The sequence below is a fragment of the Ruegeria pomeroyi DSS-3 genome (genome assembly GCF_000011965.2).
Classification (GTDB): Bacteria; Pseudomonadota; Alphaproteobacteria; order Rhodobacterales; family Rhodobacteraceae; genus Ruegeria_B; species Ruegeria_B pomeroyi.
The window spans coordinates 1,573,604-1,599,801 of sequence record NC_003911.12 but is presented as its reverse complement, the minus strand read 5'-3'; the positions used below and the strand labels follow the sequence as shown (position 1 = coordinate 1,599,801).

Here is a 26,198-nt window from a genome sequence, read left to right as displayed (position 1 = left end):
CTCAGTCCACCGGGACCGGCACTGGTTCAACCGGTTCCAGCGGCCAGCCCAGTTCGCGCCAGCCATCGGTGCCCAGCGGAAACCAATAGACCTGAAGGTATCCCATCCCGGCGATCCGCTGCGCCGCGTTCCAGCTCATCCAGCAATCGGCCACGCAGAACACCACGATGGCGCGCGCCTTGCTGCCGCCGGTCAGCCGCTCCAGCTCGCGCTCCAGATAGACCTGCAAGGCGGCATCCAGGACGCCGCGCCCGACCTCGGGCAGCCAGACCGCGCCCGGCAGGCTCTGGCGCGGCTCGGGCACCAGCCAGGTCCCGTCCAGCTCGTCATAACGCGACTGCGCCGCGCCATAGACATCCAGCGCCAGTGCCCCGCGGGCGATCAGCTTGCGCGCCCAAAGGGCCGAAATCTTGCGGGCGGGCGGTGGAATATCCTCGGGCACCGGCGCCCGCTGACGGTCGATCCTGAGGCCGGTTTCGGGATGGAACAAATCGGGCTTGCGCGCAACGATGGCAGCAGAGGTCTCGGCCCAAACCGCCCCAGATAGCCCGGTCAGGGCAATTGCCAGCAGTGCAGCCGCGATCCGCATGCACGATCTCCATTGCCCCCGCGGGCGATTGGGACCGGGTTGGCACGCGCTGTCAAGCATTTTGCTCAAATTTTCGGACCGCCCCCGCTGCGCACCATTTGTCGGGACCGCGTGCCAGAGCCCTACCCCTAAGACCTTGGTCCAATGTCTTGGCCCCAAAACCCGGCCTAGCCTTGGCGCCATGCGCGCGCTTTTCCTTTCCTTCTGCCTGATGCTGACGACCCTGGCTGCCGGGGCTGATCCGCTGACCCCGGACCAGATCGCCAGCTATGTCAAACCGCCGCTGCTGCTGGGCGAAGAGGTCGACGAGACCGGGGTGTACGCGCTGATCGACGTCTATGGCAAACCCGCGGGCTATGTGTTCGAGACCGAGCCGCTGGCGCCCCTGCCCGGTTTTTCCGGCGCTCCGGTCAACCTCCTGGTGATGCTCGATGCGACGGGCAGTTTCATCGAGGTACGCCTGATCGAGCAGAACGAGCCGATCTTTGTCTCGGGCCTGGGCGTGGCGCCGTTCGAGAAGTTCCTGGAGCAGTATCGCGGCCTCAACATCGCTTCGCCCATGGTGGTGGGGACACCGTATGGCAACAGTGGCGGTGGCGCCTCGGCGCTGACCTATCTGGACGGGGTGACCAAGGCCACGGCCTCGATCCGCATCGCCCATGAAACCGTGCTGGCCGCCAGCCTGGCCGTGGCGCGCGAGCGCATGCAGGGCGTCGCCACCGCGCCGCCGCGCGCGCCCGACCTGGACCATGACGAGCCGCTCGACTGGGCCGCGCTGGTGGCCCAAGGCATCGCCAGCCATCACCTGGTCAGCAACGCCCGGGTGCAGGCCGGGTTCGACGGCACGCTCTGGGCGGGCGATGATCCCGAGGCGCTGGCCGATCCCGAGGCCGCCCATGTCGATCTCTGGATCCTCGATCTGGGTCCGCCCGCGATCGCGCGCGCGGTGCTGTCGGCGCAGGCATTGGAAGAGTTGCAGCAGTTTCAGGCGCTGTCGCCCCATGACGAGCCGCTGTTGCTGATCGAAAGCGCGCGCCATGGGCTGGTGGGCGAGGATTTCGTGCGCAACACCGCCCCCGATCTGATCTCGGCGCAACAGGGTGGCCTGCCGGTGGCGCTGCGAGATGCCGACCTGTTCGTCGAACTGGCCCCCGGCCTGCCCGAAGGCCGCGCGATGATCCTGCGGGCCGATCGCCGGCTGGGTTTCGATCCGACCTCGGAGTGGGAGCTGACCCTGCAAATCCAGCGCGCCCATGGCAGTTTCCAGCCGGTGATCGGCTCCCGCAGCTTCGGTTTCACCCATGCCACGCCCGAGCGGTTCTTTCTGTCCGAAACCGGTCCCAGCGCCCTGCCGCCCTGGCAGGAGGCGCTGCGCGGACGCGCCGGCGATCTTGGCCTGCTCGTGGTGTTTCTGGGGGGGCTGATTCCGGCGCTGCTGCTCGGGCAAAGCCGTTTGGCGGGTTTGCGTACCTTTGTGCCGCTGCGACTGGGCGTGCTGGCGGTCACCCTGGGGTTTGTCGGCTGGTGGGCACAGGGTCAGCTGTCGGTGGTGACGCCGCTGGCGGTGCTGCGCGGTGCCCTGGATGGCGGCAGCCTGGCCTTTCTGCTCTATGATCCGGTCTCGCTGCTGCTTTGGGGCGCAGCGGTGCTGGGCTTCCTGCTGTGGGGGCGCGGATTGTTCTGTGGCTGGCTCTGTCCCTATGGCGCGATGCAGGAATTCGCCCATCACCTGGGCCGCTGGCTGCACCTGCCGCGCCTGCCCCTGCCCGACGCCTGGGACCGGCAGTTGAAATGGCTGAAATACGCGGTGCTGGCCACTCTGGTGGCCATCGTGCTGCTCGCGCCGGCCGAGCTGGAAACCGCGGCCGAGGTGGAGCCGTTCAAGACAGCGATCACCACCTTCTTCCTGCGCGAATGGTATTTCGCCCTCTATGCCGCTGCCTGGATCGCCCTCTCAATGGTGACCTTCAAGGGGTTCTGCCGCTATGTCTGCCCGCTGGGTGCGCTGATGGCGATTGGCGGGCTGTTGCGCCTGCGCCGCTGGATTCCGCGTCGCCCCGAATGCGGCAGCCCCTGCCAGCTCTGCCGGGTACGCTGCAATTACCGTGCCATCCGGCCCGATGGAGAAATTGCGTATGATGAATGTTTCCAATGCCTTGACTGCGTAACGATCCACGACTCGCCAACCCAATGCGTGCCGCTGATCCTGGCACGCCGGCGCTCCGAGGCGCGGGCGCAAAATCTCTGGTGAGATTTTGTTTACAGAGTTTGCTTTTGCAAACTCTGTAGTGTTGCGTTGTTTTTGGGGGTGCGCGCGCCTTGGCGCGCGCGGGTGTTGATGTCAGGCCATGGCCTGGAGGGCGCGGCGGGTGAGGACGCCGGTCAGGTGGGCGCGATAGGGTTTGGTGCCGTGCAGGTCGGCGATCATGCCATCGGCCTCGGGCGCCATACCATCAATCGAGGCACCGCTGGCCAGCGCCGCCTCGGCGGCGCTCCAGCGGAACACCCCGTCCTCAGACGCGCCGGTCACTGCCACCCGCGTGCCGTCGGCCGTCTGCGCCGCGAACACGCCCACCAGCGCGAAGCGCGAGGCGGGCTGGACGAATTTCTGGTAATTCGCCTTCTCGGGCACCGGGAAGCGCACGCTGGTGATGATCTCGCCCTCTTCCAGCGCGGTGGTGAAGAGGCCCTGGAAATAGTCGTCCGCCGCGATCTCGCGCCGGTCGGTCACGATGGTCGCGCCCGATCCCAGCGCCGCCGCCGGGTAGCAGGCCGAGGGGTCGTTATTGGCCAGGCTGCCGCCGATGGTGCCGCGGTTGCGCACCGCCGGATCGCCGATGCCCCCCGCCAGCGCCGCCAGCGCCGGATAATGCGCCGCCGCCGCGCGCGCCACCTCGGCATGGGTGGTGCCGCCGCCGATCGACAGCGAGCCATCGTCGTTCCTGCACACGCCCTTCATCTCGGCGATGCCGCCCAGCGACACCAGCTTCGCCGGCGCCGCCAGCCGCTGTTTCAACGTCGGGATCAGGGTCTGCCCGCCCCCCAGCGCCTGCGCCTCCTCGGTCTTCAGCGCCGCCACCGCCTCGGCCACGCTGCCGGGCCGCTCAAACTCGAAATTATACATCTCGTTCCTCCTCCAAGAGGGCCGGGTCCTGCCCTTTCCCCTTGCTGAAAATGTCCCGGGGCGCGCGCGGGGTCAGCCCCGCGCGCGCGCCCTCTCGTCTCAGCCCTGCATCGCCGACCAGACCCGCGAGGGGCTCATCGGCATGTCGATATGGGTGACGGTCTTGCCGCCCGATTGCAGCGCGTCGATCACCGCATTGACCACTGCCGGCGGGCTGCCGATGGCCCCGGCCTCGCCACAGCCCTTCACCCCCAGCGGGTTGTGGGTGCAGGGCGTGGCGCAGGAATGATCCACCGCATAGAACGGCACATCGTCGGCGCGCGGCATCGCGTAATCCATGTAGGATGCGCTGAGCAGCTGCCCGGTCTCGGGATCATAGGCGCAGTTCTCCAGCAGCGCCTGGCCGATGCCCTGGCCGAGACCCCCATGCACCTGTCCCGACACGATCATCGGGTTGACGATATTGCCGAAATCATCGGCCGCGCTGAACCGCTCCACCGTCACCTTGCCGGTGTCGGGGTCCACCTCCACCTCGCAGGCATAGGCCCCGGCCGGATAGGTGAAGTTCGACGGGTCGTAGAACGCCGTCTCCTCCAGCCCCGGCTCGATATCCTCCAGCGGGTAGTTGTGCGGCACATAAGCCGCCAGCGTCACGTCGCCCCAGGCCACGGACTTGTCCGTGCCCGCAACGCTGAACTGGCCGTCCTTCAGCTCGATATCGGCCTCGCTGGCCTCCATCAGATGCGCCGCGATCTTTTTGGCTTTGTTGATGATCTTTTCGGTCGCCCGCACCATGGCCGAGCCGCAGACCGCAAGGCTGCGCGAACCATAGGTGCCCATGCCGAACGGGATCTTGCTGGAATCGCCATGCACGATCTCGATCATGCTCTCGTCGATGCCCAGCATCTCGGCCACCACCTGCGGAAACGCTGTCTCGTGGCCCTGGCCGTGGCTATGCGCCCCCACCATCACCGAGATCGAGCCGGTGGCGTTCACCCGCACCGTCGCCGCGTCGTAAAGACCGGCGCGCGCGCCCAGCTGCCCCACAAGGTTGCTGGGCGCGATGCCGCAGGCCTCGATATAGCAGTTGATGCCCAGGCCCCGCAGCTTGCCGCGTGCCTCGGATTCCGCCCGCCGCGCCGCAAAGCCCGACAGATCGGCAATCTCTTCCAGCTTGTCCATCGTGGCGTTGTAGTCGCCGGTGTCATAGACCACCGCAACCGGCGTCTGATAGGGGAACTCGGTCACGAAGTTCTGCCGCCTCAGCGCGATCGGGTCGACCCCCAGCTCGCGCGCCGCCTTGTCGATCACGCGCTCCAGCTGATAGGTCGCCTCGGGCCGGCCAGCGCCGCGATAGGCATCCACCGGCACCGTGTTGGTGAACACCGCCTTGACGTTCACATAGATCAGCGGCGTCTTGTAATTGCCTGCCATCAGCGTGCCGTGCAGCCAGGTCGGCACGCTTGGCGCAAAGGTCGACAGATAGGCGCCCATATTGGCCAGCGTCTCGGTCCGGAGCGCGGTGAAGTTGTTCTGCGCGTCCAGCGCCAGCTCGATCCTGGTCACATGGTCACGCCCATGTGCATCCGACATGAACGCCTCCGACCGCGACGAGGTCCATTTGACCGGCCGCGCCAGCGCCTTGGCCGCAAAGGTGCAGAAGGCCTCCTCGGCATAGTGGAAGATCTTCGAGCCGAAGCCGCCCCCCACATCGGGTGCCACCACCCGCAGCTTGTGCTCGGGGATGCCCAGAACGAAGGCCCCCATCAACAGGCGGATCACATGCGGGTTCTGGCTGGTGGTGTAAAGTGTCGAGTCCCCCGTTGCCCGGGCATAATCGCCGATCGCCACCCGCGGTTCCATCGGGTTGGCCACCAGCCGGTTGTTCACCAGCTCCAGCGTGGTGACATGCGCCGCCTCGGCAAAGGCCGCGTCCACCGCGCCCTTGTTCTCTTCGACGAAGCCCCAGTCATAGCAAAGGTTCGAACTGAGGTCGTCATGCACCTTGGCCGCGCCCTCGGCCAAAGCGGCCTTCATGTCGATCACCGCCGGCAGTTCCTCGATCTCGACCCCGATCGCCTCGGCCGCGTCACGCGCCTGATCGGGGGTCTCGGCCACAACCGCCGCGATCGGGTCGCCCACATGGCGCACCTTGCCCTGGGCCAGGACCGGATGGCCCGGCTCCTGCATCGGCTCGCCATGCTTGTCGGTCACCTGCCAGCCGCAGGGCAGACCGCCCACGCCCTCGAAATCGGCGCCGGTAAAGATGCGCACAACCCCGGGCATCGCCGCCGCAGCGGCCGTGTCCAGCGACACGATCCGCCCATGCGCCATGTCCGAGCGCAGGAAATGCACATAGGCCTGGCCGTGAAGATTGATATCGTCGGTGTAATTGCCGGCGCCGGTCAGGAAACGGACGTCCTCGCGTCGCTTGCTGCTGGCTCCGATGCCACTGTCCTTGGGCATGTCTGATCTCCTCCCTCGTGTGGAAATGCCGCTCGATCCGCCCTGCGGGCGTCCTCGCGAAGAGGCCCGTTCAGGGCCGATAAGCGGTCCCTGGTCCTATTCCGCCGCGATCCCGCTCACATCCTGACCGGATGCCGCCATGATCGCACGCACGATGTTGTGATAGCCGGTGCACCGGCACAGGTTGCCCTCCAGATGCGCGCGCACCTCGGCCTCGCTGGGCGTCGGGTTGTCCTTCAGAAGCGCCGCCGCCGACATCACCATGCCCGGCGTGCAGAACCCGCATTGCAATCCGTGATGATCCTGAAACGCCTGCTGCAGCGCGTTCAGCGTCCCGTCGGGTGCAGCCTGCCCCTCGATCGTGGACACCTCGCTGCCCGCCGCTTCGACAGCCAGCATGTTGCAGGACTTCACCGCCACGCCGTCCACATGCACCACACAGGCGCCGCACTGGCCCGTGTCGCAGCCCACATGCGTCCCTGTCAGCGACAGGCCTTCGCGCAGAAAATCGACCAGCAAGTCACGGGGCTCAACCTCACCTCGCACGCTCCGGCCATTCACAACCATGTTTATCTCAGGCACGACATTCCTCCCTTGTCTGTCTCTCTTTCAGGCAATTCAACCGGAAATAACCCGTTTGAACCAGCCTTTCTTTTTTGCATCGCCAGAGGCTTCGGCCTCTGGGCTCTCCGCCTCACCCGGCCCCTCGAGCACTTCCTGAAAGCGGGTAAAGAACTGGTCGGCCATCTTGCGGGCGAACCCGTCGATGATGCGGCTGCCCAGCTGCGCCAGTTTGCCGCCAACCTTGGCCTCGACCTCGTAGGACAGGATGGTGGTGCCATCCGCGCCCTCCTCCAGCCGCACCCGGGCCGCGCCCTTGGCAAAGCCCGCGGCCCCGCCCTTGCCTTCGCCGCTCAGGGTCAGGCTTTCGGGCGCCACCATCTCCGACAGCGTCACGCCGCCCTTGAACGTGGCCTTCACCGGCCCGACCTTCTGGACGACGGTGGCCTCGAAACCCTCGTCGGGACTGCCGCTCATCTCCTGGCAGCCGGGCACGCATTCTTTCAACACCTCTGGCGAGAGCAGCGCCGCCCAGACCGTGGCCCGGTCCGCCGCGATCACCTTTGAATCGCTCAGTTCCATGTCGTTCGTCTCCGTCCGTTGCGACCACGCTACGCGGCGCGGTCGGGTTGTTCCATTCGACCTTGGGTGTAGACGCCCCCGCGCGAGGACGCCCGCAGGGCGGATCGAGCGCCCGCTCAGCGCAGTTCGGGCGGTGAAAATGTCAGCCCGTATGCGCCAAAAATCTCTCCGATCCGGCCATCGCCGATCCCTGCAACGATAGCGTCATCAACCGCGTAGGCCAGAGGGCGATAGGCGAAATGCACCGCCACCCCCACCGTCCAGCTGCCGGTGGCAAAGCCCGGCAAGGGCGGGCTGTGCACGTCCAGCTCGGGCGTCAGCCCGTGTTCCAGCTGCGCCAGCGGCCCCATCACGGTCTTGACCTCGCCCGTCGCCAGCCCCGCCATCGCCGCACCCATGTGAGGATAGCGGCGGATATTGGCGCGCAGCTGGCCGCCGGGAAAGGCAGTCAGATAGAAATCGGCGATCGAGTCATTCTCGACGCCGACCGTGTCGAAGCGGAAATAGGCCGGTACCGGCTTGTCTTCGGGATACTCGGCCCGGCCAAAGGCGATGCCCATCCGCTCGACATGATATTGCCCGGTGAACACCACCTGTTCGACCCGGCAGGCAAAGTTGCTGTCATAGGGCACATGCAGCATCACGTTGGCGACCCGTCCGCCCACGATGGGTCCCTTCCAGACCCAGTTGCGCAGATCGGCCTCCAGGTTCTCGCCCGCCGCCACCAGGGTGAACCGGGCCTCCACCCCCAGTTCCTCGGCAATCAGCCGGCCCAGCTCGATATCGACGCCGCGCACGGAACCGTTCTCTTCCCAGCTCCAGGGCGCAAAATCCTCGTAGGCGGCGAACGCGATCCAGCCGCGTTCCTGTATGGCGTCCAGATCGGCGCCGACGATGTCGCGCCCGGCATTCTGCGGGCGGGCCTGGGGCACGTGATCGCCGCAGCGGGTCTGTGCCCAGGCCGGCAGGCCGGCCCCAAGCAGCAGCACCGCCAGCGCAGCGCCAAGCGTCCCCGCCCGCGCCATGCTCAATGCGCCGCCGACAGGCCGATGGTCAGCGCCTCGGCGGCGGCGACAAAATTGGGCGCCGCGCCCGAGATCAGGCTCGCCGCGCGCGAGGCGGCACTGTCGGCCACCGGCGCGCCCGAGGCGGTCTCGACCTCGGCGGCGATCTCGCTCAACTCGGCGGCCAACGCAGCCGCATCGCCCTCGCCTGCCGCCAGCTGGTCGCGAATCTCCTTCAGCCGCGGCGTATGGGCGTCGAGCGCCCCGTCGTCGGGCCGGGTCTCGATATAAGTACGAATGGCCCAGGCGGCCTTCTGCCCCAGCAGATCGCCAAAGCCGGGCATCTTGGTGATCCCGTTCTGGGTATAGCCATGGCGGAACCGCTCGACATACCACTCATCGCCATATTCGGCAGCCTCGAGATAGCGCAGGTCCGGCGCCAGACCGCCCGACACCACGCCCAGCCCATGGCAGCGCGCGCAGTTCTGGTTATAGCCGGAATCGCCGATCCGGATGGCGGCGGCCCAGACCTCTTCCCCCGCGGTCTCGGCGCGATAGGGGTTCTCGATCAGCCAGTCCTCGCCCACTTCGGGCAGGGCATCGGTATTGACGGGTTGTGGCGCAACATCGCCATGCGCCAGCGCCATCCCCGCGCTCAGGCACAGGCTCAATGCGCCCGCTTTTGCAGCGTTGATCATCTGCGGTCCTCCAGTCTCCTCGTTCGGGGCCGGTGATAGCGCCTCGAACCCGTCCCCGGTATTCGACCTTGGTTTGATCTGCCGGGGAATGTGGACTTTGGTCGAATAGAACCGCCCCGCGCGGGCGCCTTAGCCTTGGCCGACAAGGGAGAGAGAATGCGCGTGCACAGCCTGCTGAGACCGATCATCGCCGCGCTGGCGATGGCAATGGCCGCCCTGCCCGCCCTGGGCGAGGTGCAGCTGCGCGTGGCCTATCTGCGACAGGAGGTCGAGCGCCCGCCGGTCCTGTCCAATCTCGACCCCGAGCCCGCCGGGCTGGGCCTTGACGGTGCCCAACTGGGGCTGGAAGACAACCGGACCAGCGGGCGGTTTCTGGGCCAGACCTATACGCTCGACACGTATGAGGTACCGATCGGCGGCGATCTCGAGGCGGCCGCGCGCGCGGCGCTGGCCGAGGCGCGGATGCTGGTCATCGACGCCCCCGCCGAGGCTGTGCTGCGCATCGCCGACCTGGCCGAGGCCGAGGGCGCGCTGTTGTTCAATGCCGGTGCCGAAGAGAGCGCGCTGCGCGACGCGGCCTGCCGTGCCAACCTGCTGCACACGGCGCCCTCGCTGGCGATGCGGGCGGATGCGCTGATGCAGGTCCTGCAGCGCAAGCGGTTCTCGCGGCTGGCGATGATCACCGGCCATGGCGCCCCCGATCTGGCATTTGCCGAGGCGCTCAGGCGCTCGGCGGCCAAGTTCGGCCTGAAGATGGTGGCCGACAAACCCTGGCCCTTTGACGCCGACATGCGCCGCAATGCCAGCCAGGAAGTGCCGCTGTTCACCCAGGATTTCGCCGAACATGACATGCTGCTCATTGCCGACGAGATCGGCGATTTCGGGCGCTACATCGCCTATAACACCTGGACCCCACGCCCGGTGGCCGGGTCCGAGGGGCTGGTGCCCGTGGCCTGGTCGCGGGTGGTGGAACAATGGGGCGCGGCGCAGCTGCAATCGCGGTTTTGGGACCTTGCCGGGCGCGACATGCGCCCGCGTGACTATGCCGCCTGGGCGGCGCTGCGTGTGCTGGGCGAGGCGGTCACCCGCACCAACAGCACCGACCCCGCCACCCTGCGCGCCTATATCCTGTCGGACGCCTTCGAACTGGCCGGGTTCAAGGGCCGCCCGATGAGCTTTCGCCCCTGGAACGGCCAGCTGCGCCAGCCGATCCCGGTGGTTACCGAACGCGCGGTGGTGATGCAGGCCCCGGTCGAGGGCTTCCTGCACCAGCGCAGCGAGCTCGACACGCTGGGCCTCGATGCGCCCGAATCCCGTTGCACCGCGTTTCAGGAGTGAACCCCATGCGGACTGCCCTTGCCCTTTTGGCCCTGACCCTCGCCGCGCCGCTGGGGGCCGAGGAAATCTGGGTCACCAATGAAAAGGACGACACGATCAGCGTGATCGACGTCGCCACGCTCGAGGTGGTGCGCACCATCGCCACCGGCGAACGGCCGCGCGGCATCACCTTTTCCCACGATTTCAGCCGGGTCTATATCTGTGCCTCGGACAGCGACACGGTGCAGGTGATGGACCCCGAGACCGGAGAGATCCTGCATGACCTGCCCTCGGGCGAAGACCCCGAGCAATTCGTGCTGCATCCCAACGACCGCCACCTTTACATCGCCAACGAGGATGACGCGATCACCACCGTGGTCGATACCGAAACCCGCCGGGTGATCGCCCAGATCGACGTGGGCATCGAACCCGAGGGCATGGCCGTCAGCCCCGATGGCCGCATCGCCATCACCACGTCCGAGACCACCAACATGGCGCATTGGATCGACACCGAGACGCGCCAGCTGTTTGCCAATACGCTGGTCGATGCCCGCCCGCGCCACGCCGAATTCGTGCACGGCGGGGCCGAGCTGTGGGTCAGTTCCGAGATCGGCGGCACGGTGACCGTGTTCGATGTTGCCACCCAGGCCGAAAAGGCCAAGATCGCCTTCGAGGTCAAGGGCGTGCATCCCGACCGGGTGCAGCCGGTCGGGTTCGAGCTGACGGCGGACGAGAAAACCGCCTTTGTCGCGCTTGGCCCCTCGAACCACGTGGCGGTCGTGGACACCGCCACCTATGAGGTGGTCGATTACATCCTGGTGGGCCGCCGGGTCTGGCATATGGCGTTCAACAGCGACAAGTCGCTATTGTTCACCACCAACGGCGTTTCGGGCGATGTCACGGTGATCGACGTGGCCCGGCGCGAGGCGATCAAATCCATCAAGGTCGGGCGCTTCCCATGGGGCGCCGCCCTGCGCCCGTGAGAGGAAAGGATACATGATGCTGAAACCCTGTCTTGCCGCCCTTCTGGTTGCGGCCCTGCCCCTGAGCGCACTGGCCGACGGCGATGACGGTCGGCTGGGTCTGGCCGGGCTGCTCTCGGGCAAGAACAAGGAAGACCTGCCGCCGATCATCCTGTCGGCCGGAATGCCGCTGGCCGACGCGCCCTGGGTGCTGCAATCGGGCACCTATTACGAGTTCGAGATCCAGGGCGACGGCAGCCAGGAACTGGCGCTGGTGGGGCCCGAGTTCTTTCGCGCCATCTGGATCGACGAGATCGTTGTCGAGGGGCTGGAAATCCGGCCGCTGGGCCTCGACTCGGTCGAATTCGACGAGGCCGGCGAGATGGAGATAGGCTTTGTCGCGATCAAGCCGGGCCGCTATTACCTGAAGGTACCGGGCAGCACCGGCGAAACCCAGCGGTTGGAGATTACCATCAAGTGACAGGGCTAAGTGTCCGAAATCTCGACTATTCCTATGGCAGCCGCAGGGCGCTGGACACGGTCAGCTTTGACGTGGCGCCGGGCCGGTTCGCGGCGCTGCTGGGGCCCAATGGCGCGGGAAAATCGACGCTGTTCTCTTTGCTGACCCGGCTTTTCACCACCCGCTCGGGCCAGATCTCGGTCGCCGGGCATGACCTGTCGCAAAACCCGCGCGCGGCGCTGGCGCGGATCGGGGTGGTGTTCCAGCAGCCGACGCTGGACCTGGACCTGAGCGTGATGCGCAACCTGACCTATTTCGCCGCCCTGCACGGGCTGTCGGGGCGCACCGCACACACCCGGATCGCCGCCGCGCTGGAGCGGCTTGACCTGAGCGAGCGCGCCCACGAGCGTGCGCGCGACCTGAACGGCGGCCACCGGCGCCGGACCGAGATTGCGCGCGCGCTGATCCACGACCCCTCGGTGCTGCTGCTGGACGAACCCACCGTGGGGCTGGACGCGGCCAGCCGCAAGGCGATCACCGACCATGTGCATGCGCTGTCGCGCGAGCGGGGGCTGACCGTGCTCTGGGCGACCCATCTGACCGACGAGATCGAGGATGACGATCAGTTGCTGATCTTGCATCGCGGGCGGCTGTTGCAGGACGGCACCGCCGGCGCGCTGCGCGGAGCGCTGCCGCTGCGCGAGCATTTCCTGTCCCAGACGAGCGACAAGACAGGGGAACCGGCATGAACGCCGCGCTGATCGCGCTGCGCGCCATCGTCCTGCGCGAGGCGCTGCGCTTTGTCCGCCAGCGGGGGCGGTTCGTGGCGGCGCTGGTGCGGCCGCTGATCTGGCTGCTGGTCTTTGCCGCCGGGTTTCGCGCCGCGCTGGGCCTGTCGATCACGCCGCCCTATCAGACCTATATCACTTACGAGGTCTATATCGTGCCGGGCCTCTGCGGCATGATTGCCCTGTTCAACGGCATGCAATCCAGCCTCAGCCTGGTCTATGACCGCGAGATGGGCTCGATGCGGCTGCTCTTGACCTCGCCGCTGCCGCGATGGTGGCTCCTGTTCTGCCGGCTGCTTGCCTCGACCGCCATTTCGATCCTGCAAACCTATTGCTTTCTGGCGGTGGCCGCGGCCTTTGGCATCCAGCTTCCGGTCTGGGGCTATGTCGCGGTGCTGCCGGCGCTGGTGGTGGCCGGGATCATGCTGGGCGCGCTGGGGCTGGCGCTGTCCTCGCTGATCCGGCAGCTGGAGAATTTCGCGGGCGTGATGAACTTTGTCATCTTTCCGATGTTCTTCCTGTCCACCGCACTGTACCCGCTGTGGAAAATGGCCGAAAGCTCGACCCTGTTGCGCGATATCTGCGCGCTGAACCCGTTCACCCATGCGGTCGAGTTGATCCGCTTTGCGCTTTATGGCCAGTTCAACGGACCCGCGCTGGGCTGGACCGTGCTGGCGGGGACCGTGTTTCTGGGCCTTGCCTTTTGGGGATATGACCCGGCGCGCGGGCTGCTGCGGCGCAAGGGCTGATCCGCCCGCCTTCGACCAAAGAACAAGGGAAAGCGGCGCGCGCGCTTGCTATGACGGCAACAGGAAACGCGCGCTTGCACCCGCCCCGGCGGGGACCTCATTCAGGAGTGAGAGATGAGACCTGTTTCCTATGCGCTGGCGCTGATGATGGCGGCCTCGCCTGCGCTTGCCGACACCAAGTTCGAGCAGATCAAGATCGAGGCGGGCGCGGCGCTCTATGATGGCGAATGTCGGCGCTGCCATGCCTCGGACACTGATCACGAGAGCTATGGCCCACCGCTGGAGAACGTGCTGGGACGTGGGGCCGGCACCTATCCCGATTACGACTATTCCATTGCGCTCGAGGCCTCGGGCATCGTCTGGACGCCTGCGGCGCTGCGCGCATGGATGGAGGACAATACCGGCTTCATGCCCGGTACCAAGATGCGCCATGTCGGGATCGAGGACCGGACAGTGCAGGATTTCATTCTGGCCTATCTGGCCAGCCTCAGCACCCGCGACCCCAAGCAGATTTCCGACTGACCCCGCAGCCCGACGTCGGACAGTACGGTCTGGCGTCGGGTCATAACAAAACTCTTTTTGTTTAAAATCAATATTTAGAGACACTAATCTTCGGCAAAAGATGAACCCGTATCGAGCACATCGCCCGGTGCACCTTGCCTCTGGTCTTGCCCCCTTCCGACACATCTCTGGTTGACCCTACGACCTTTGTTCAATTTCGCGCGAGCGGCTTCGTTCCAATAATACCGCTCAGCCAAAAACCCGCGGTTTGGGGTGGTTCGGCTTGGAGAGGATGCAAGGGAGGAAACCGATGAACAAGATCATCATGGCCGCAGTGGCGGGCCTGGTCGCGACGGCGGGCTGGCACAGCGCCGCGCTGGCGGCCGGTGTCACCGAAGAGGACCTGGCCAATGACACGGCCAACACGTCCAGCGTATTGACCAACGGCATGGGCCGGCATTTGCAGCGCTACAGCCCGCTGGACATTCTGAACAAGGACAACGTCAAGAACCTGATGCCCGCTTGGGCCTTCAGCCTGGGTGGAGAGAAGCAGCGCGGGCAGGAAACCCAGCCGCTGATCCATGACGGGGTGATGTATATCACCGGCTCCTACAGCCGCATGTATGCCATCGACGTCAACACCGGCGAAGAGCTCTGGCAATATGACGCCCGCCTGCCCGAGGGCATCCTGCCCTGCTGCGACGTGATCAACCGGGGCGGCGCCATCTATGGCGACAAGATCTATTTCGGCACGCTCGACGCCCGTATCGTGGCACTCGACCTGAAAACCGGCGATGTCGTCTGGAACAAGAAGATCGCCGATTACAAGGCAGGCTACTCCTATACCGCCGCGCCGCTGATCGTGAAGGGGCTGGTGATCACCGGCAACTCGGGCGGTGAGTTCGGCATTGTGGGCGAGGTGCAGGCGCGCGACGCCGAGACCGGCGAGATGGTCTGGACCCGTCCGGTGATCGAAGGTCACATGGGCACTTTCAAAGGCGAAGAAAGCACCATGACCGGCACGCTGAACGCGACCTGGCCGGGCGACATGTGGAAAACCGGCGGCGGCGCCACCTGGCTGGGCGGCTCGTATGACGCCGAGACCGATACGCTGGTCTTTGGCGCGGGCAACCCCGCCCCCTGGAACAGCTGGCTGCGCGATGCCGGTCAGAACAACGATGGCAAGGGTGACAACCTTTATGCCGCCAGCCGCATCGGCATCAATCCCGACAATGGCGAGATCAAGTGGCATTTCCAGACCACCCCGCGCGAGGGCTGGGACTATGACGGTGTGAACGAGGTCGTGGCCTATACCGACCGCGACGGCAACAAGCGCTGGGCCACCGCCGACCGCAACGGGTATTTCTACGTGCTGAACCGCGAGGACGGCAAATTCGTGCGCGGCGTGCCATTTGTGAAGGATATCACCTGGGCCTCGGGCCTGGATGAGAACGGCCGCCCGATCTTCAACGAGGACAACCGCCCGGGCGACCCGGCGGCAGCGGCCGATGGCGCCAAGGGCGAGGTGATCTTTGCCTCTCCCTCGTTCCTGGGCGGCAAGAACTGGATGCCGATGGCCTTCAGCCAGAAGACCGGCAATTTCTATGTCCCCTCGAACGAATGGGGCATGGATATCTGGAACGAGCCGATTACCTACAAGAAGGGCGCGGCCTATCTGGGCGCGGGCTTTACCATCAAGCCGAACTACGAGGACCATATCGGCAGCCTCAAGGCGATCGATCCCGATACCGGCGAGCTGAAGTGGGAGTTCAAGAACGACGCCCCGCTCTGGGGTGGCGTGATGACCACTGCGGGCGGGCTGGTGTTCACCGGTACGCCCGAGGGCAAGTTCATCGCCTTTGACGACGAAACCGGCGAGATCCTGTGGTCGTTCCAGACCGGATCGGGCATTGTCGGCCAGCCGGTCACCTGGGAGATGGACGGCGAGCAATATGTTTCGGTCATCTCCGGCTGGGGCGGCGCGGTGCCGCTCTGGGGTGGCGAGGTCGCCAAGAAGGTGAACTATCTCAACCAGGGCGGCTTGCTCTGGACCTTCAAGCTGCCCAAGCAGCTGGCCGCCGCCAACTGACGGCAAAGCCATGACCACAAACGCGCGCCCCCCGGGCGCGCGTTTTTTGTTGGCAGGCCGTTTTCCAAGGGAAAACGGCTCGGAAAACCCTGTTTTCCGGCCCGGAATTCTTGCAGAATTCCGCCACCGCTGGACGCGAGAGCCGGTATTCGACCTTTGGCCAATGGCGTTTCGCCGCACCGGCGTTACAGTTGAAGCATGAACAAACCTATGGATCGGATCATGCAGACCCAGGCAGGGACATCGCCGGCGCAACCGTTTCGCTCCGCTCTTATCGTCGACGATCATCCGCTGTTCTGCGATGCCCTCTCGATGACCCTGCAGGCCGTCTCGGGCATCCGCACCGTGCAGACCCTGGCCCGGCTCGAGGACGCGCTGGACTGGCTGGGCAACCACCCTGCCCCCGATCTGGTCATTCTCGACCTCAACCTGCCCGATGTCGAAGGGCTCGACGGGCTGGTCCGCATCCGCACCGCCGCCCGCGCCCCGGTGATCGTCGTCTCTTCGATGGCCGACAACCGGGTGATCTCGGGCGTGATCCAGGCAGGCGCGGCCGGATTCGTACCCAAGCATTCCCAGCGCGAGGTGTTCCGCACCGCCATCGAGACCGTCTCGACCGGCGCGGTCTTCACTCCCGAAGGGTTCGTCGATGTCGCCCGCGAGGGTGGCGACGGCCCCGAGGTCGAGGATGCGCTGGCCCGGCTTTCGGCGCTGACCAACCAGCAGGCCCGCATCCTGCAACTGGTCTGCGAGGGCAAGCTGAACAAGCAGATCGCCTATGACCTGTCGATTGCCGAAACCACGGTCAAGGCCCATGTCACCGCCATCATGCGCAAACTGGGGGTGCAAAGCCGCACTCAGGCGGTGCTGATCGCCAAGAAGACCAGTTTTTCGAGTTTCTTGCCAGAGACGCAGAAACAGGCATAACCTGCCAGCCGAAAGATAAGGGAGGAGCGCTTGGACCTAAGCCAGGGTCCGGTTCGCGCGGCGCAGGCCGCGCCACAGGTGTTGTGCACCGCCTCGGTGCACCACGACCATCCGCATGCCATCGAGACATTGGTCGAGGCATTGGGCCCGGTCGAACTGGAACTGATCCTGCTGATGGCCTCGCCCCAGACCGATATCCCGGCCCTGCTGGCCCGCGCCGCCGCCGTCCTGCCCGGCACCCGTATCGTCGGCTGCACCACGGCGGGCGAGATCTCGGCAGCGGGCTATACCGAGGGCGAGATCGTCGCCATCGGCATGCCGCGCGCCTATTTCAAGGCGCAGACGATGCTGATCGACGATCTGACCGATTATGACGCCCAGGCCATCATCGACCGGATGATCCAGACCCGCAACGATCTGGCCGCGGCCCGGCCCGAATGGGGGCACGAGTTCAACTTTCTGCTGATCGACGGCTTGTCGACGCTCGAGGATCGGCTGGTCTCGGATCTGGCGATGGGGCTTGGGCCGGTGCCGCTGTTCGGCGGCTCGGCCGGGGATGGCGAACGCTTTGGCACCACCTTCGTGTTTCACGAGGGTCGCGCCCATGGCAATGCCGCCGTGCTGATGCAGGTACGCACCCGCTGCCCGATCCAGGTGTTCAAGACCGACCACCTGATCCCCACCGAAAAGCGCATGGTGGTCACCGGCGCCGATCCCGACCGGCGCCTGGTGCACGAGATCAATGCCGAGCCGGCGGCGCGCGAATATGCCCGCGTTCTGGGCAAGGACCCCGAACAGCTGACCACCTTCACCTTTGCCGCCCATCCGGTCGTGGTGCGCATCGGCGGCCAGCATCACGTGCGTTCGATCCAGCGGGTGGCCGAGAATGGCGATCTGGTGTTCTTTTCGGCCATCGACGAGGGGCTGGTGCTGACCCTGGCCGAGGCGCGCGACATGCGCGAACACCTGCGCGAGGAACTGGGCCGCCTCGCCGCCGACGGACCGCCTGCGGTGATCCTTGGCTGTGACTGTCTGTTGCGCCGGATGGAAGCGCAGCAGAAACAGGTCCTGGGTGCGCTTTCGGATATCCTGCGCGAAAATCGTGTTGTGGGTTTCTCTACTTACGGGGAACAGTTCAATTCGATGCATGTCAACCAGACGCTGACGGGCGTGGCCATCTACCCGCCCGACGATATGTGAGGCCCCATGCCGGGATCGCTGATCAACCCCACCGATACGCCGGACCGGCAGATCGAGAAGCTGGTCAAGATCAACGCCGCGCTGATGCGCCGGGTGGAACAGGCCACCGATGCCTCGGGGGCTGCCTATGCCCAGTTCGAGCGCGCTGCGCTGCTCGAGGAAGAGGTACGCAACCGCACCCGTGATCTGGAACGCGCGCTCGACCTTCTCAACGATTCCAACGCCCGCCTGGCCGAAGCCAACCGCGCCACCGAGGAGGCGCGCTCGAACCTGGCCAATGCCATCGAGACGGTGCAGGAGGGGTTCGCCCTGTTCGATCCCGACGAGCGGCTGGTTATGTGCAATTCGCGCTTCGGCCTGCATATGCCCGATATCCGCGACCGGTTCCGCCCCGGCATCACCTTTCGCCAATATGTCGATCTGGTCAGCGGTTCGCGCTATCTGTCGCTGCCCGAGAACAAGACCCCGCGCGACTGGGCGGCCCAGCGGATACGGCGGCACAAGGACGATCACGTCATCTTCAACGTGCGCATGGTCGGCAGCCGCTGGGTGCAGGTCAGCGAGCATCGCACCCCCGATGGCGGCACCGTGATCCTGCAGACCGATGTCAGCGACATCATGCGGCTTGAGCGGCAGGAACGCGACCGGATGCTGGACGACCAGGCCCGGCTGATCCGCGCCACGCTGGAACATCTGGATCAGGGCGTGTGCATCTTCGACAATCAGGGCCGGCTGGCGGGCTGGAACCAGCGCGTGGGAGAGATGTTGTCGATCCCGGCCCGGCGCTTTTCCATGGGCGTTCGCTTTTTCTCTCTTTTCGAAGGGTTTGCACGAAACTCTTCATATTCCAGCGGCATCACCGAGGACACGATCCGGGCCTGGATCAACGCCACAGACAGCCGCCCGCCGATCGGGTTCGAAATCCGTCAGGGCGAGAACAAGACCCTGTCGGTCCATGCCCAGGAGATGCCCGACCGCGGCTTCGTGATCTCGTTCAGCGACGTCTCTGCCGAACGCGCCGCCGTGCGGGCCATTCGCCAGGCCAACGAGCTGCTCGAGGCGCGGGTGGCCGAACGCACGCTGGAACTGGCCGATGCCCTGTCCGAGGCCGAGCGCGCCAATGCCTCGAAATCGCGCTTTGTGGCGGCGGCCAGTCATGACCTGTTGCAGCCCCTCTCGGCGGCCAAGCTATACATGGCCTCGATCGAACCCGGTCAGGACCCCTCCCAGACCCACCAGATCGCCGACAAGGCGCGGCGCTCGCTCGACAGTGTCGAGACCATCCTCGAGGCGCTGCTGGACATCTCGACGCTGGATTCCGGCAAGGCCGAGGTGCATCGCGCCCCTGTGCCGCTGGGGGTGATCCTGGCCCAGCTGGCCGAGGAGCTGGCCCCCACCGCCCGCGCCAAAGGGCTGGACCTGCGGGTGATCCCCTCCAGCGCGATGGTGCTGTCGGATGCCACCTATCTGCGGCGCATCGCCCAGAACCTGATCGTCAACGCCATCCGCTATACCCGCAAGGGCAAGATCGTGGTGGGGGTGCGGCGGCGGGGCAAATCGGTCCGGCTCGAGGTCTGGGATACCGGCCCGGGCATCGCCGCCGAGCAGCGCGACATCATCTTTCGCGAGTTCCAGCGCCTGGATGCCGCCGCCTCGGCCGCCGAGGGGATGGGGCTGGGCCTGGCCATCGTCGACCGCGCCTGTGCCTTGCTGGGCCATCCGCTGGATCTGGTGTCCACCGTCGGGCGCGGATCGGGCTTTCTGGTCGAACTGTTGCTCGCCCCGACCCCCGATTTCACCAGTTTCCGCCGCACCTCGGGCCCGGCGCTGACGCCTTCGGGTCTGGACGGGCTGATCGTGCTTCTGGTCGAAAACGACGCCGAGCTGCGCAATGCGCTGACCATCGCGATGGAGGCCTGGGATGTCTGCGTGCTGCCGGTCGCCTCGATCGCCGAAGCGCTGGCGCTGATCGACGACGAGGGTATCCAGCCCGACGCGGTGATCGCCGATCTGCAACTGGACCGGGGCGAGATGGGCACCGTGCTGCTCAACATGATCCGCACGCGGGTGGGCCCTGTGCCCTCGTGCATCATCACCGCCTCGCGCTCGCCGGCGGTGATCGACATCTGCGTACAGCAGGGCTGGGCGGTATTTCACAAGCCGATTGCCGCCGAAACCCTGCGCGGCTTTCTGTCAGGGGCGACCCCCAGAACGTCCTGAGCAGCATTCGACCAAAGGAGCATTTGCCCGCCCGGCGGCACAGGCTAGGCTGACAGGCAAGATCATCAGCCAGTGGAGGTGAAAAATGGCTTGGACGGCTCCGAAACTTCGTGAAGTGAACTGCGGCATGGAAATCAACATGTACGCCCCGGCAGAGGATGAAGGCGGTCGCGGCACCGACCCGATCCTGTAACCACGACCCCGCCGCGGAGGCCCGAAGATGAAGATCGTCGTTCTGGGTGCCGCGGCCGGTGGGGGCCTGCCGCAATGGAATTGCGGCTGCGTCAATTGCAGCGATGCGCGCGCCGGGCGGCTCAGGCCGTCCGGCCAGTCGTCGTTGGCGGTTTCGGCTGATGGGTCGCGCTGGTCGATCCTGAATGCCTCGCCCGATATCCGCCAGCAGATGCAGGACCGATCCGTCCTGCACCCGCAGGGCTTGCGCGGCTCGCCCGTGGCCTCGGTGCTGGTGACCAATGGCGATATCGACCATATCGCCGGGCTGCTGTCACTGCGCGAGCAGACGCCCTTTGACCTGTTTGCCACCGCCGGTATTCACGAGGTGCTCGAGGGCAACCGCATTTTCGACGCGCTGGCCCGCGATAAGGTTGCGCGTCGCCCGGTGGCGCTGGAGTCGCCATTTGCGCTGCATGACGGGCTGGAGGCGATGCTGTTCGCAGTGCCCGGCAAGGTTCCCCTGTTCATGGAGGGCGAAAGCGTCGATACCGGGCTGATCGGCGAACAGACGGTGGGGGTCCGCCTCAGCGACGGGCGCAATACCGCCTATTACATCCCCGGCTGCGCCTATGTGCCCGACGATCTGCTGCACCGGCTGTCGGATGCGGGTCATCTGCTGTTTGATGGAACGCTCTGGGACGATGACGAGATGATCCGCAGCGGCACCGGCATCAAGACCGGACGCAGGATGGGCCATATCCCGATCTCGGGGCCCGATGGCTCGCTGGTGCGGCTGGCCGGTCTGGCGGCGGACAAGACCTATATCCATATCAACAACACCAATCCGGTCTGGCGCGCGGGCAGCGCCGAGCGCGCCGAACTGGCGCGCCGGGGCTGGCAGGTGGCCCATGACGGATTGGAGATCGTGCTATGAGCCGCGAAGACCTGGAGGCCCGGCTGCGCGCCATCGGCGCCGAGCGCTATCACGACAAGCATCCGTTCCATCACAAGCTGCATGGCGGCGACTGCACCCCCGATCAGGTGCGTGCCTGGGTGATCAACCGATGGGCCTATCAGGCAGCGATCCCGATGAAGGACGCGGCCTTTCTGTCGCGCTGTGCCGATCCTGATATCCGCCGCGCCTGGCGGTCGCGGATCGAGGATCACGATGGCGGTGTCGACAGCGGCGGCGGGCTGCGGCGCTGGCTGAAACTGGCCGAGGCGGTGGGGCTCGACCCCGATTACGTGGCCTCGGGGCGCGGTATCCTGCCCGCCACCCGTTTCGCGGTCGAGGCCTATTTCCATTATGTACGCGAACAGCCGCTGTTGCAGGCGGTGGCCTCGTCCCTGACCGAGCTGTTTGCGCCGAAAATCCACGAGAACCGCATCGAGGGGCTGCTCAGGCATTACGATTTCGCCGATGAGAGCAGCCTGAGCTATTTCCGCAAACGCCTGAGCGAGGCACCGCGCGACGTCGCCTATGGGCTCGGCTGGGTGCTGGACCATGCGGATACGCCCGAGAAGGAGGACATGGCCTGCGCGGCGCTGATCTTCAAGACGGATGTGCTCTGGGCGCAGCTCGACGCGCTCTGGGGCGCCTATGTGGACGGCCATGTGCCCCCCGGCGCATGGCGCCCCGGCGAGGGCATGGCATGACACTGGCGCTGGCCCCCACCGACCGCCCCTATCTGCCGCGCGGCGTGCGGCTGGTGACGGACCGGGTGCGCGGCGGCATTGTGTTGCTGGCGCCGGAAAAGGCGGTGGCGCTGGATGCAGTGGGCGAGGCGATCCTGTCACGAGTGGACGGGCAGACCAGCCTGGCGGCGCTGGTCGATCAGCTGGTCGAGGCCTATGACGCGCCCCGGGAACAGATCGAGCAGGACGTGCAGGCCTTTCTGCAAGGCCTGCGCGCCCGCATGTTCCTGATGGTGGCACCATGACGGGGGGGCGTTTTCCGGCACGGAAAACGATCCGGAAAACCGTTGGTTTTCCGGGCCGGAATTCGTGCCGAATTCCGGCGGCGAGGCGCCCGAGATGACGGTTCCCGCCCCCATCGCCATGCTGGCCGAGCTGACCCATCGCTGCCCATTGGCCTGCCCCTATTGCTCGAACCCGCTTGCGCTTCACGGCAAGGCGCGCGAACTGGACACCCAGACTTGGGCGCGTGCCTTTGATGAGGCTGCCGCGCTGGGGGTGCTGCAACTGCATCTCTCGGGCGGCGAACCCGCCTCTCGTCCCGATCTGGTCGAACTGACCCGCGCGGCCCATGAGGCCGGGCTTTACACCAACCTGATCACCAGCGGCATCGGCCTCACCCCGGCCCGGCTTGACGCGCTCGAAGCCGTGGGGCTTGACCATATCCAGCTGTCCCTGCAAGGCACCACTCCGGATCTGGCCGATCGCATCGGCGGCTACAAGGGGGGATTTGCCCGCAAGATGGCGGTGGCCGCCGAGATCAAGGCGCGCGGCATCCCGCTGACCCTGAACGCGGTGATGCATCGCCACAATCTCGACGATCTGGAGCGTACCATCGAACTGGCCATCGAGCTGGGCGCGCGCCGGCTCGAAGTGGCCTGCGTGCAGTTCCACGGCTGGGCCACGCGCAACCGCGCCGCGCTGCTGCCCAGCCGCGCCCAGACCGAGGCCGCCAAGCGGATCGTGGCCGAGGCCGAGGCGCGCCTGCGCGGCACGCTTGCCTTCGATTTCGTGCCCCCCGACTATTACGCCGATTATCCAAAGGCCTGTATGGGCGGCTGGGGTTCGGCCGGGTTGAACATCGCGCCCGATGGCACCGTGCTGCCCTGTCATGCGGCCGAGACCATCCCGCATCTCAGCTTTGACCGCTTTCCCGACAAAACCCTGCGCGAGATCTGGTATGAGGGTGCCGCCTTCAACGCCTATCGCGGCACCGATCACCTGCCCGAGACCTGTCGCAGCTGCGACCGGGTCAACATCGACTTTGGCGGCTGCCGCTGCCAGGCGCTGGCGCTGGCCGGCGACCCGGCGGCGACCGATCCTGTCTGCTCGCGTTCACCTGATCATCACAAGGTCACCGCCCTGCTCGAGGCCGCGCTGGCCGGGGGGGACGGGGCAGAGTTCACCTATCGCCGGATGCCGCGCAAGGGTTAGGGCCGCGCCATTGCCCGCGCATCCAGCACCGCCTGCGCCCAGTCGCGGGGCCGTTCCTGCGGCAGGTTGTGGCCCGCGCCCTTGAAAACCCGATGGTCGAACGGGCCAGTGAACTGCGCCGCATGCCCGGCGGTTCCGGTATCGACCCCATCGCGGTCGCCGTCGATTGCCACCGTCGGCACGCTGATTTTGGGTTGGGCCACCAGCTGCGTCTCGATATGGGCATAGGCCGGGTCGCCCGGCACCAGGCCGAAACGGTGGCGATAGGAATGGATCACCACCTCGACAAAATCGGGGTTGTCGAAGGCGGCTGCTGTGCGCTCGAACTCTGCCGCATCAAACGCCCATGTGGGCGACCACATCCGCCAGAGTGTTCGGGCCAGCGCGCGGCGGTCCCGTTCCAGCCCGCGCCGCCCACGTTCGGAATGGAAATAGTATTGATACCAGAAACTTGCCTCCACCTCGGGCGTCTCGGGTTCGCCCGAGCGGGGGATGTTCTGGATGTTGTAGGAATTGCCACTCACCAGCGCCTCGACCCGGTCGGGCCAGAGCGCCGCGACAATGCACGAGGCGCGCCCGCCCCAGTCATAGCCCCCAAGCACCGCGCGCCCGATCCCCAGCGCATCCATCAGCGCCCTTAGATCGGCGGCCAAAGCCGCCTGCTCGCCCGAACGGGGCGTATCGGGCGACAGGAACCGGGTCGGATCATAGCCGCGCAGCCAGGGCAGGATCACCCGCGCGCCCGCCGCCGCCAGCAAGGGCGCGGCCTCGGCATAGGTCTGCACGTCATAGGGAAAGCCGTGGCTCAGGATACAGGGCCAGCCATCGGCGGGCCCGCTCTCCAGATAGCTGACCTCAAGCACCCCGGCGGTAACGGTTCGCTGCTGCATCTTCCCTGCCCTCCCGTGTCGCAATCCCGGATGCAGGCTGCGCCAGCGCGCCGCGACAGGCAAGCCCCGATTGGGGCGCGAGGCCGCACCGGGCATATCCCTATGGAAGCAACCCCCGGAATCGCGCTAAACCCCGCTGAAACCGGTCGCCCACCCGCGTGACCGGACGCATAGATCAGGCAACCCGGCAACCCGCGCGCCCCCGGCGCGGCCCGCCGTACCCAGGAGGACCGACATGGGCGTGATCCGCGAAAGCGACATGATCGAAAGCATCGCCGAGGCGCTGCAATATATCTCGTATTACCACCCGGCCGATTTCATCGGCACCATGACCAGCGCCTGGGAGCGCGAGGAGAACCCCGGCGCCAAGGCCGCGATGGCGCAGATCCTGGTCAATTCGCGCATGTGCGCCATGGGCCGCCGCCCGATCTGTCAGGACACCGGCGCCGCCAATATCCACGTCAAGGTCGGGGTGCAGGCCAAGACCGACTTCTCCCGCTCGCTGCAGGAGATCTGTGACGAGGGCACCCGCCAAGGCTATCAGCGCGACACCAACCCGCTGCGCGCCAGCGTGGTGGTCGACCCGTTCGGCGCCCGCAAGAACTCGGGCGACAACACGCCCTGCATGCTGACGGTCGAGATGGTCGCCGGCGACACGATCGAGGTCGAGGTCGCGGCCAAGGGCGGCGGATCCGAGAACAAGTCGAAATTCACCACGCTCAACCCCTCGGGCAATGTGGCCGACTGGGTGGTGCAGACGGTCGAGACGCTGGGCGCGGGCTGGTGCCCGCCGGGCGTGCTGGGCATCGGCGTGGGCGGCAATGCGGACAAGGCGATGGCGCTGGCCAAACAGGCGCTGAGCGAACCGCTCGACATGTCCGACCTGCTGCGTCGCGGCCCCTCGGACAAGACCGAGGAGCTGCGGCTGGAAATCTATGACCGCGTCAACGCGCTGGGCATCGGCGCACAGGGCCTGGGTGGCGTGACCACCGTGCTTGACGTCAAGATCAAGAGCTTTCCGACCCATGCGGCCTCGCTGCCCGTGGGGCTGATCCCCAACTGCGCCGCCACAAGGCATGTGCATTTCACCCTCGACGGGTCGGGGGCTGCGGAATTCACCCCGCCCTCGATGGACCTTTATCCCGACATCCTGCTGGATGCGGCCGGGGCGCAGGCGACGCGGCTGGACCTCGACGATCTGAACGACACGGTGCTGGCGTCGCTGGAGCCGGGGCAGACACTGCTGCTCTCGGGCACGCTCTATACGGGCCGTGACGCCGCGCATAAGCGGATGGTCGACATGCTCGACAAGGGTGAGCCGCTGCCCGTCGACCTGAAGGGCAAGGCGATCTATTACGTCGGTCCCGTCGATGCGGTGGGCGACGAGGTGATCGGCCCGGCGGGCCCGACCACCTCGACCCGGATGGACAAGTTCACCGACCGTATCCTGGGCGATACCGGGCTCAAGGTGATGGTCGGCAAGGCCGAGCGCGGCCCGGTCGCCATCGAGGCCATTGCCAAGCACAAGGCGGCCTATCTGATCGCGGTGGGCGGTGCGGCCTATCTGGTGTCCAAGGCGATCAAGGCGGCCAGGCCGGTGGCGTTCCAGGACCTGGGGATGGAAGCCATCTATGAGCTGAGGGTCGAGGATATGCCGGTGAGTGTCGCGGTCGACACCCAGGGCAACTCGATCCACCAGACCGGCCCGGCCAAGTGGCGCCGCGCCACTGCCGCAGGCAGCTGAGGCGCAAGGCGCGCGGGAACCGTC

25 protein-coding genes are annotated in these 26,198 nt (G+C 66.3%); 17 read left to right on the top strand and 8 right to left on the bottom strand.

Annotation, left to right across the window (positions count from 1 at the left end; translation table 11 throughout):
* Window position 1: 1 nt before the first annotated feature.
* A complete protein-coding gene (locus tag SPO_RS07745; protein WP_011047259.1) occupies window positions 2–589 on the bottom strand; it encodes a PQQ-dependent catabolism-associated CXXCW motif protein in 588 nt (195 codons plus the stop codon).
* Window positions 590–770: 181 nt separating this feature from the next.
* Here SPO_RS07745 and SPO_RS07740 point away from each other — a divergent pair, with 181 nt between their 5' ends.
* On the top strand, window positions 771–2,840 hold the full coding sequence (locus SPO_RS07740; protein ID WP_011047258.1) for a 4Fe-4S binding protein: 2,070 nt from the start codon (window positions 771–773) through the stop codon (window positions 2,838–2,840).
* Between the two features lie 90 nt (window positions 2,841–2,930).
* On the opposite strand, the gene SPO_RS07735 is transcribed toward SPO_RS07740, so the two are convergent.
* The 6 genes from SPO_RS07735 to pedF all read right to left on the bottom strand — a co-directional run bounded on the left by SPO_RS07735 (window position 2,931) and on the right by pedF (window position 9,024).
* On the bottom strand, window positions 2,931–3,713 hold the full coding sequence (locus SPO_RS07735; RefSeq protein WP_011047257.1) for an FAD binding domain-containing protein: 783 nt from the start codon (window positions 3,711–3,713) through the stop codon (window positions 2,931–2,933).
* Window positions 3,714–3,812: 99 nt separating this feature from the next.
* Window positions 3,813–6,179 (bottom strand): xanthine dehydrogenase family protein molybdopterin-binding subunit, encoded by a 2,367-nt coding sequence (locus tag SPO_RS07730; RefSeq protein ID WP_011047256.1) that lies wholly within the window; start codon window positions 6,177–6,179, stop codon window positions 3,813–3,815.
* 96 nt (window positions 6,180–6,275) lie between these two features.
* A complete protein-coding gene (locus SPO_RS07725; RefSeq protein WP_193385782.1) occupies window positions 6,276–6,746 on the bottom strand; it encodes a (2Fe-2S)-binding protein in 471 nt (156 codons plus the stop codon).
* 51 nt (window positions 6,747–6,797) lie between these two features.
* Window positions 6,798–7,322: a CoxG family protein gene (locus tag SPO_RS07720; protein ID WP_011047254.1), complete on the bottom strand. Its 525-nt coding sequence runs from the start codon at window positions 7,320–7,322 to the stop codon at window positions 6,798–6,800.
* A 116-nt stretch (window positions 7,323–7,438) separates the two neighbouring features.
* Window positions 7,439–8,347 carry a substrate-binding periplasmic protein gene (locus SPO_RS07715; protein WP_044028103.1) on the bottom strand — a complete coding sequence of 303 codons (909 nt, stop codon included), beginning with the start codon at window positions 8,345–8,347 and terminating at the stop codon, window positions 7,439–7,441.
* Window positions 8,348–8,349: 2 nt separating this feature from the next.
* A complete protein-coding gene (gene pedF / locus SPO_RS07710; RefSeq protein ID WP_011047252.1) occupies window positions 8,350–9,024 on the bottom strand; it encodes a cytochrome c-550 PedF in 675 nt (224 codons plus the stop codon).
* 156 nt (window positions 9,025–9,180) lie between these two features.
* Here pedF and SPO_RS07705 point away from each other — a divergent pair, with 156 nt between their 5' ends.
* From SPO_RS07705 to pqqE, 15 genes are all read left to right on the top strand, one after another.
* The gene (locus tag SPO_RS07705) at window positions 9,181–10,362 is read left to right on the top strand and encodes an ABC transporter substrate-binding protein (RefSeq protein WP_011047251.1); all 1,182 of its coding nucleotides are present in this window, start codon (window positions 9,181–9,183) and stop codon (window positions 10,360–10,362) included.
* A gap of 5 nt (window positions 10,363–10,367) precedes the next feature.
* Window positions 10,368–11,324: a YVTN family beta-propeller repeat protein gene (locus SPO_RS07700; protein ID WP_011047250.1), complete on the top strand. Its 957-nt coding sequence runs from the start codon at window positions 10,368–10,370 to the stop codon at window positions 11,322–11,324.
* Window positions 11,325–11,337: 13 nt separating this feature from the next.
* Complete coding sequence (locus SPO_RS07695; protein WP_011047249.1) at window positions 11,338–11,784, top strand: hypothetical protein; 447 nt, start codon at window positions 11,338–11,340, stop codon at window positions 11,782–11,784.
* Complete coding sequence (locus SPO_RS07690) at window positions 11,781–12,512, top strand: ABC transporter ATP-binding protein (RefSeq protein ID WP_011047248.1); 732 nt, start codon at window positions 11,781–11,783, stop codon at window positions 12,510–12,512. The genes SPO_RS07695 and SPO_RS07690 overlap by 4 nt, the downstream gene beginning before the upstream one ends.
* A complete protein-coding gene (locus tag SPO_RS07685; RefSeq protein WP_011047247.1) occupies window positions 12,509–13,300 on the top strand; it encodes an ABC transporter permease in 792 nt (263 codons plus the stop codon). Before SPO_RS07690 ends, SPO_RS07685 begins: the two co-directional genes overlap by 4 nt.
* A 114-nt stretch (window positions 13,301–13,414) precedes the next feature.
* The gene (locus SPO_RS07680) at window positions 13,415–13,822 is read left to right on the top strand and encodes a c-type cytochrome (protein WP_011047246.1); all 408 of its coding nucleotides are present in this window, start codon (window positions 13,415–13,417) and stop codon (window positions 13,820–13,822) included.
* Window positions 13,823–14,111: 289 nt separating this feature from the next.
* Window positions 14,112–15,890, top strand: coding sequence for a PQQ-dependent methanol/ethanol family dehydrogenase (locus SPO_RS07675; protein WP_044028101.1), 1,779 nt, complete (start codon window positions 14,112–14,114; stop codon window positions 15,888–15,890).
* 210 nt (window positions 15,891–16,100) lie between these two features.
* Entirely contained in the window at window positions 16,101–16,817 is a 717-nt protein-coding gene (locus tag SPO_RS07670; RefSeq protein WP_230981784.1) for a response regulator, read from the top strand.
* A gap of 30 nt (window positions 16,818–16,847) precedes the next feature.
* Window positions 16,848–18,017 carry an FIST N-terminal domain-containing protein gene (locus SPO_RS07665; RefSeq protein WP_011047243.1) on the top strand — a complete coding sequence of 390 codons (1,170 nt, stop codon included), beginning with the start codon at window positions 16,848–16,850 and terminating at the stop codon, window positions 18,015–18,017.
* Between the two features lie 6 nt (window positions 18,018–18,023).
* Window positions 18,024–20,237: a hybrid sensor histidine kinase/response regulator gene (locus SPO_RS07660; RefSeq protein WP_011047242.1), complete on the top strand. Its 2,214-nt coding sequence runs from the start codon at window positions 18,024–18,026 to the stop codon at window positions 20,235–20,237.
* 85 nt (window positions 20,238–20,322) lie between these two features.
* Window positions 20,323–20,430 (top strand): pyrroloquinoline quinone precursor peptide PqqA, encoded by a 108-nt coding sequence (gene pqqA / locus SPO_RS22465; RefSeq protein ID WP_011047241.1) that lies wholly within the window; start codon window positions 20,323–20,325, stop codon window positions 20,428–20,430.
* Between the two features lie 27 nt (window positions 20,431–20,457).
* The gene (gene pqqB, locus SPO_RS07655; RefSeq protein WP_011047240.1) at window positions 20,458–21,345 is read left to right on the top strand and encodes a pyrroloquinoline quinone biosynthesis protein PqqB; all 888 of its coding nucleotides are present in this window, start codon (window positions 20,458–20,460) and stop codon (window positions 21,343–21,345) included.
* Window positions 21,342–22,067 (top strand): pyrroloquinoline-quinone synthase PqqC, encoded by a 726-nt coding sequence (pqqC, locus tag SPO_RS07650; protein ID WP_011047239.1) that lies wholly within the window; start codon window positions 21,342–21,344, stop codon window positions 22,065–22,067. Before pqqB ends, pqqC begins: the two co-directional genes overlap by 4 nt.
* Entirely contained in the window at window positions 22,064–22,351 is a 288-nt protein-coding gene (gene pqqD / locus SPO_RS07645) for a pyrroloquinoline quinone biosynthesis peptide chaperone PqqD (RefSeq protein ID WP_011047238.1), read from the top strand. The genes pqqC and pqqD overlap by 4 nt, the downstream gene beginning before the upstream one ends.
* Before the next feature lie 94 nt (window positions 22,352–22,445).
* Window positions 22,446–23,540 carry a pyrroloquinoline quinone biosynthesis protein PqqE gene (gene pqqE, locus SPO_RS07640; protein ID WP_044029152.1) on the top strand — a complete coding sequence of 365 codons (1,095 nt, stop codon included), beginning with the start codon at window positions 22,446–22,448 and terminating at the stop codon, window positions 23,538–23,540.
* Here pqqE and SPO_RS07635 read toward each other — a convergent pair.
* Complete coding sequence (locus SPO_RS07635) at window positions 23,537–24,430, bottom strand: alpha/beta fold hydrolase (protein WP_011047236.1); 894 nt, start codon at window positions 24,428–24,430, stop codon at window positions 23,537–23,539. The two genes, pqqE and SPO_RS07635, sit on opposite strands and share 4 nt — an antisense overlap.
* A gap of 235 nt (window positions 24,431–24,665) precedes the next feature.
* Between SPO_RS07635 and SPO_RS07630 the strand changes: the two genes are divergently transcribed.
* Window positions 24,666–26,174 carry a fumarate hydratase gene (locus SPO_RS07630; protein ID WP_011047235.1) on the top strand — a complete coding sequence of 503 codons (1,509 nt, stop codon included), beginning with the start codon at window positions 24,666–24,668 and terminating at the stop codon, window positions 26,172–26,174.
* The last annotated feature ends 24 nt before the right edge of the window (window positions 26,175–26,198 follow it).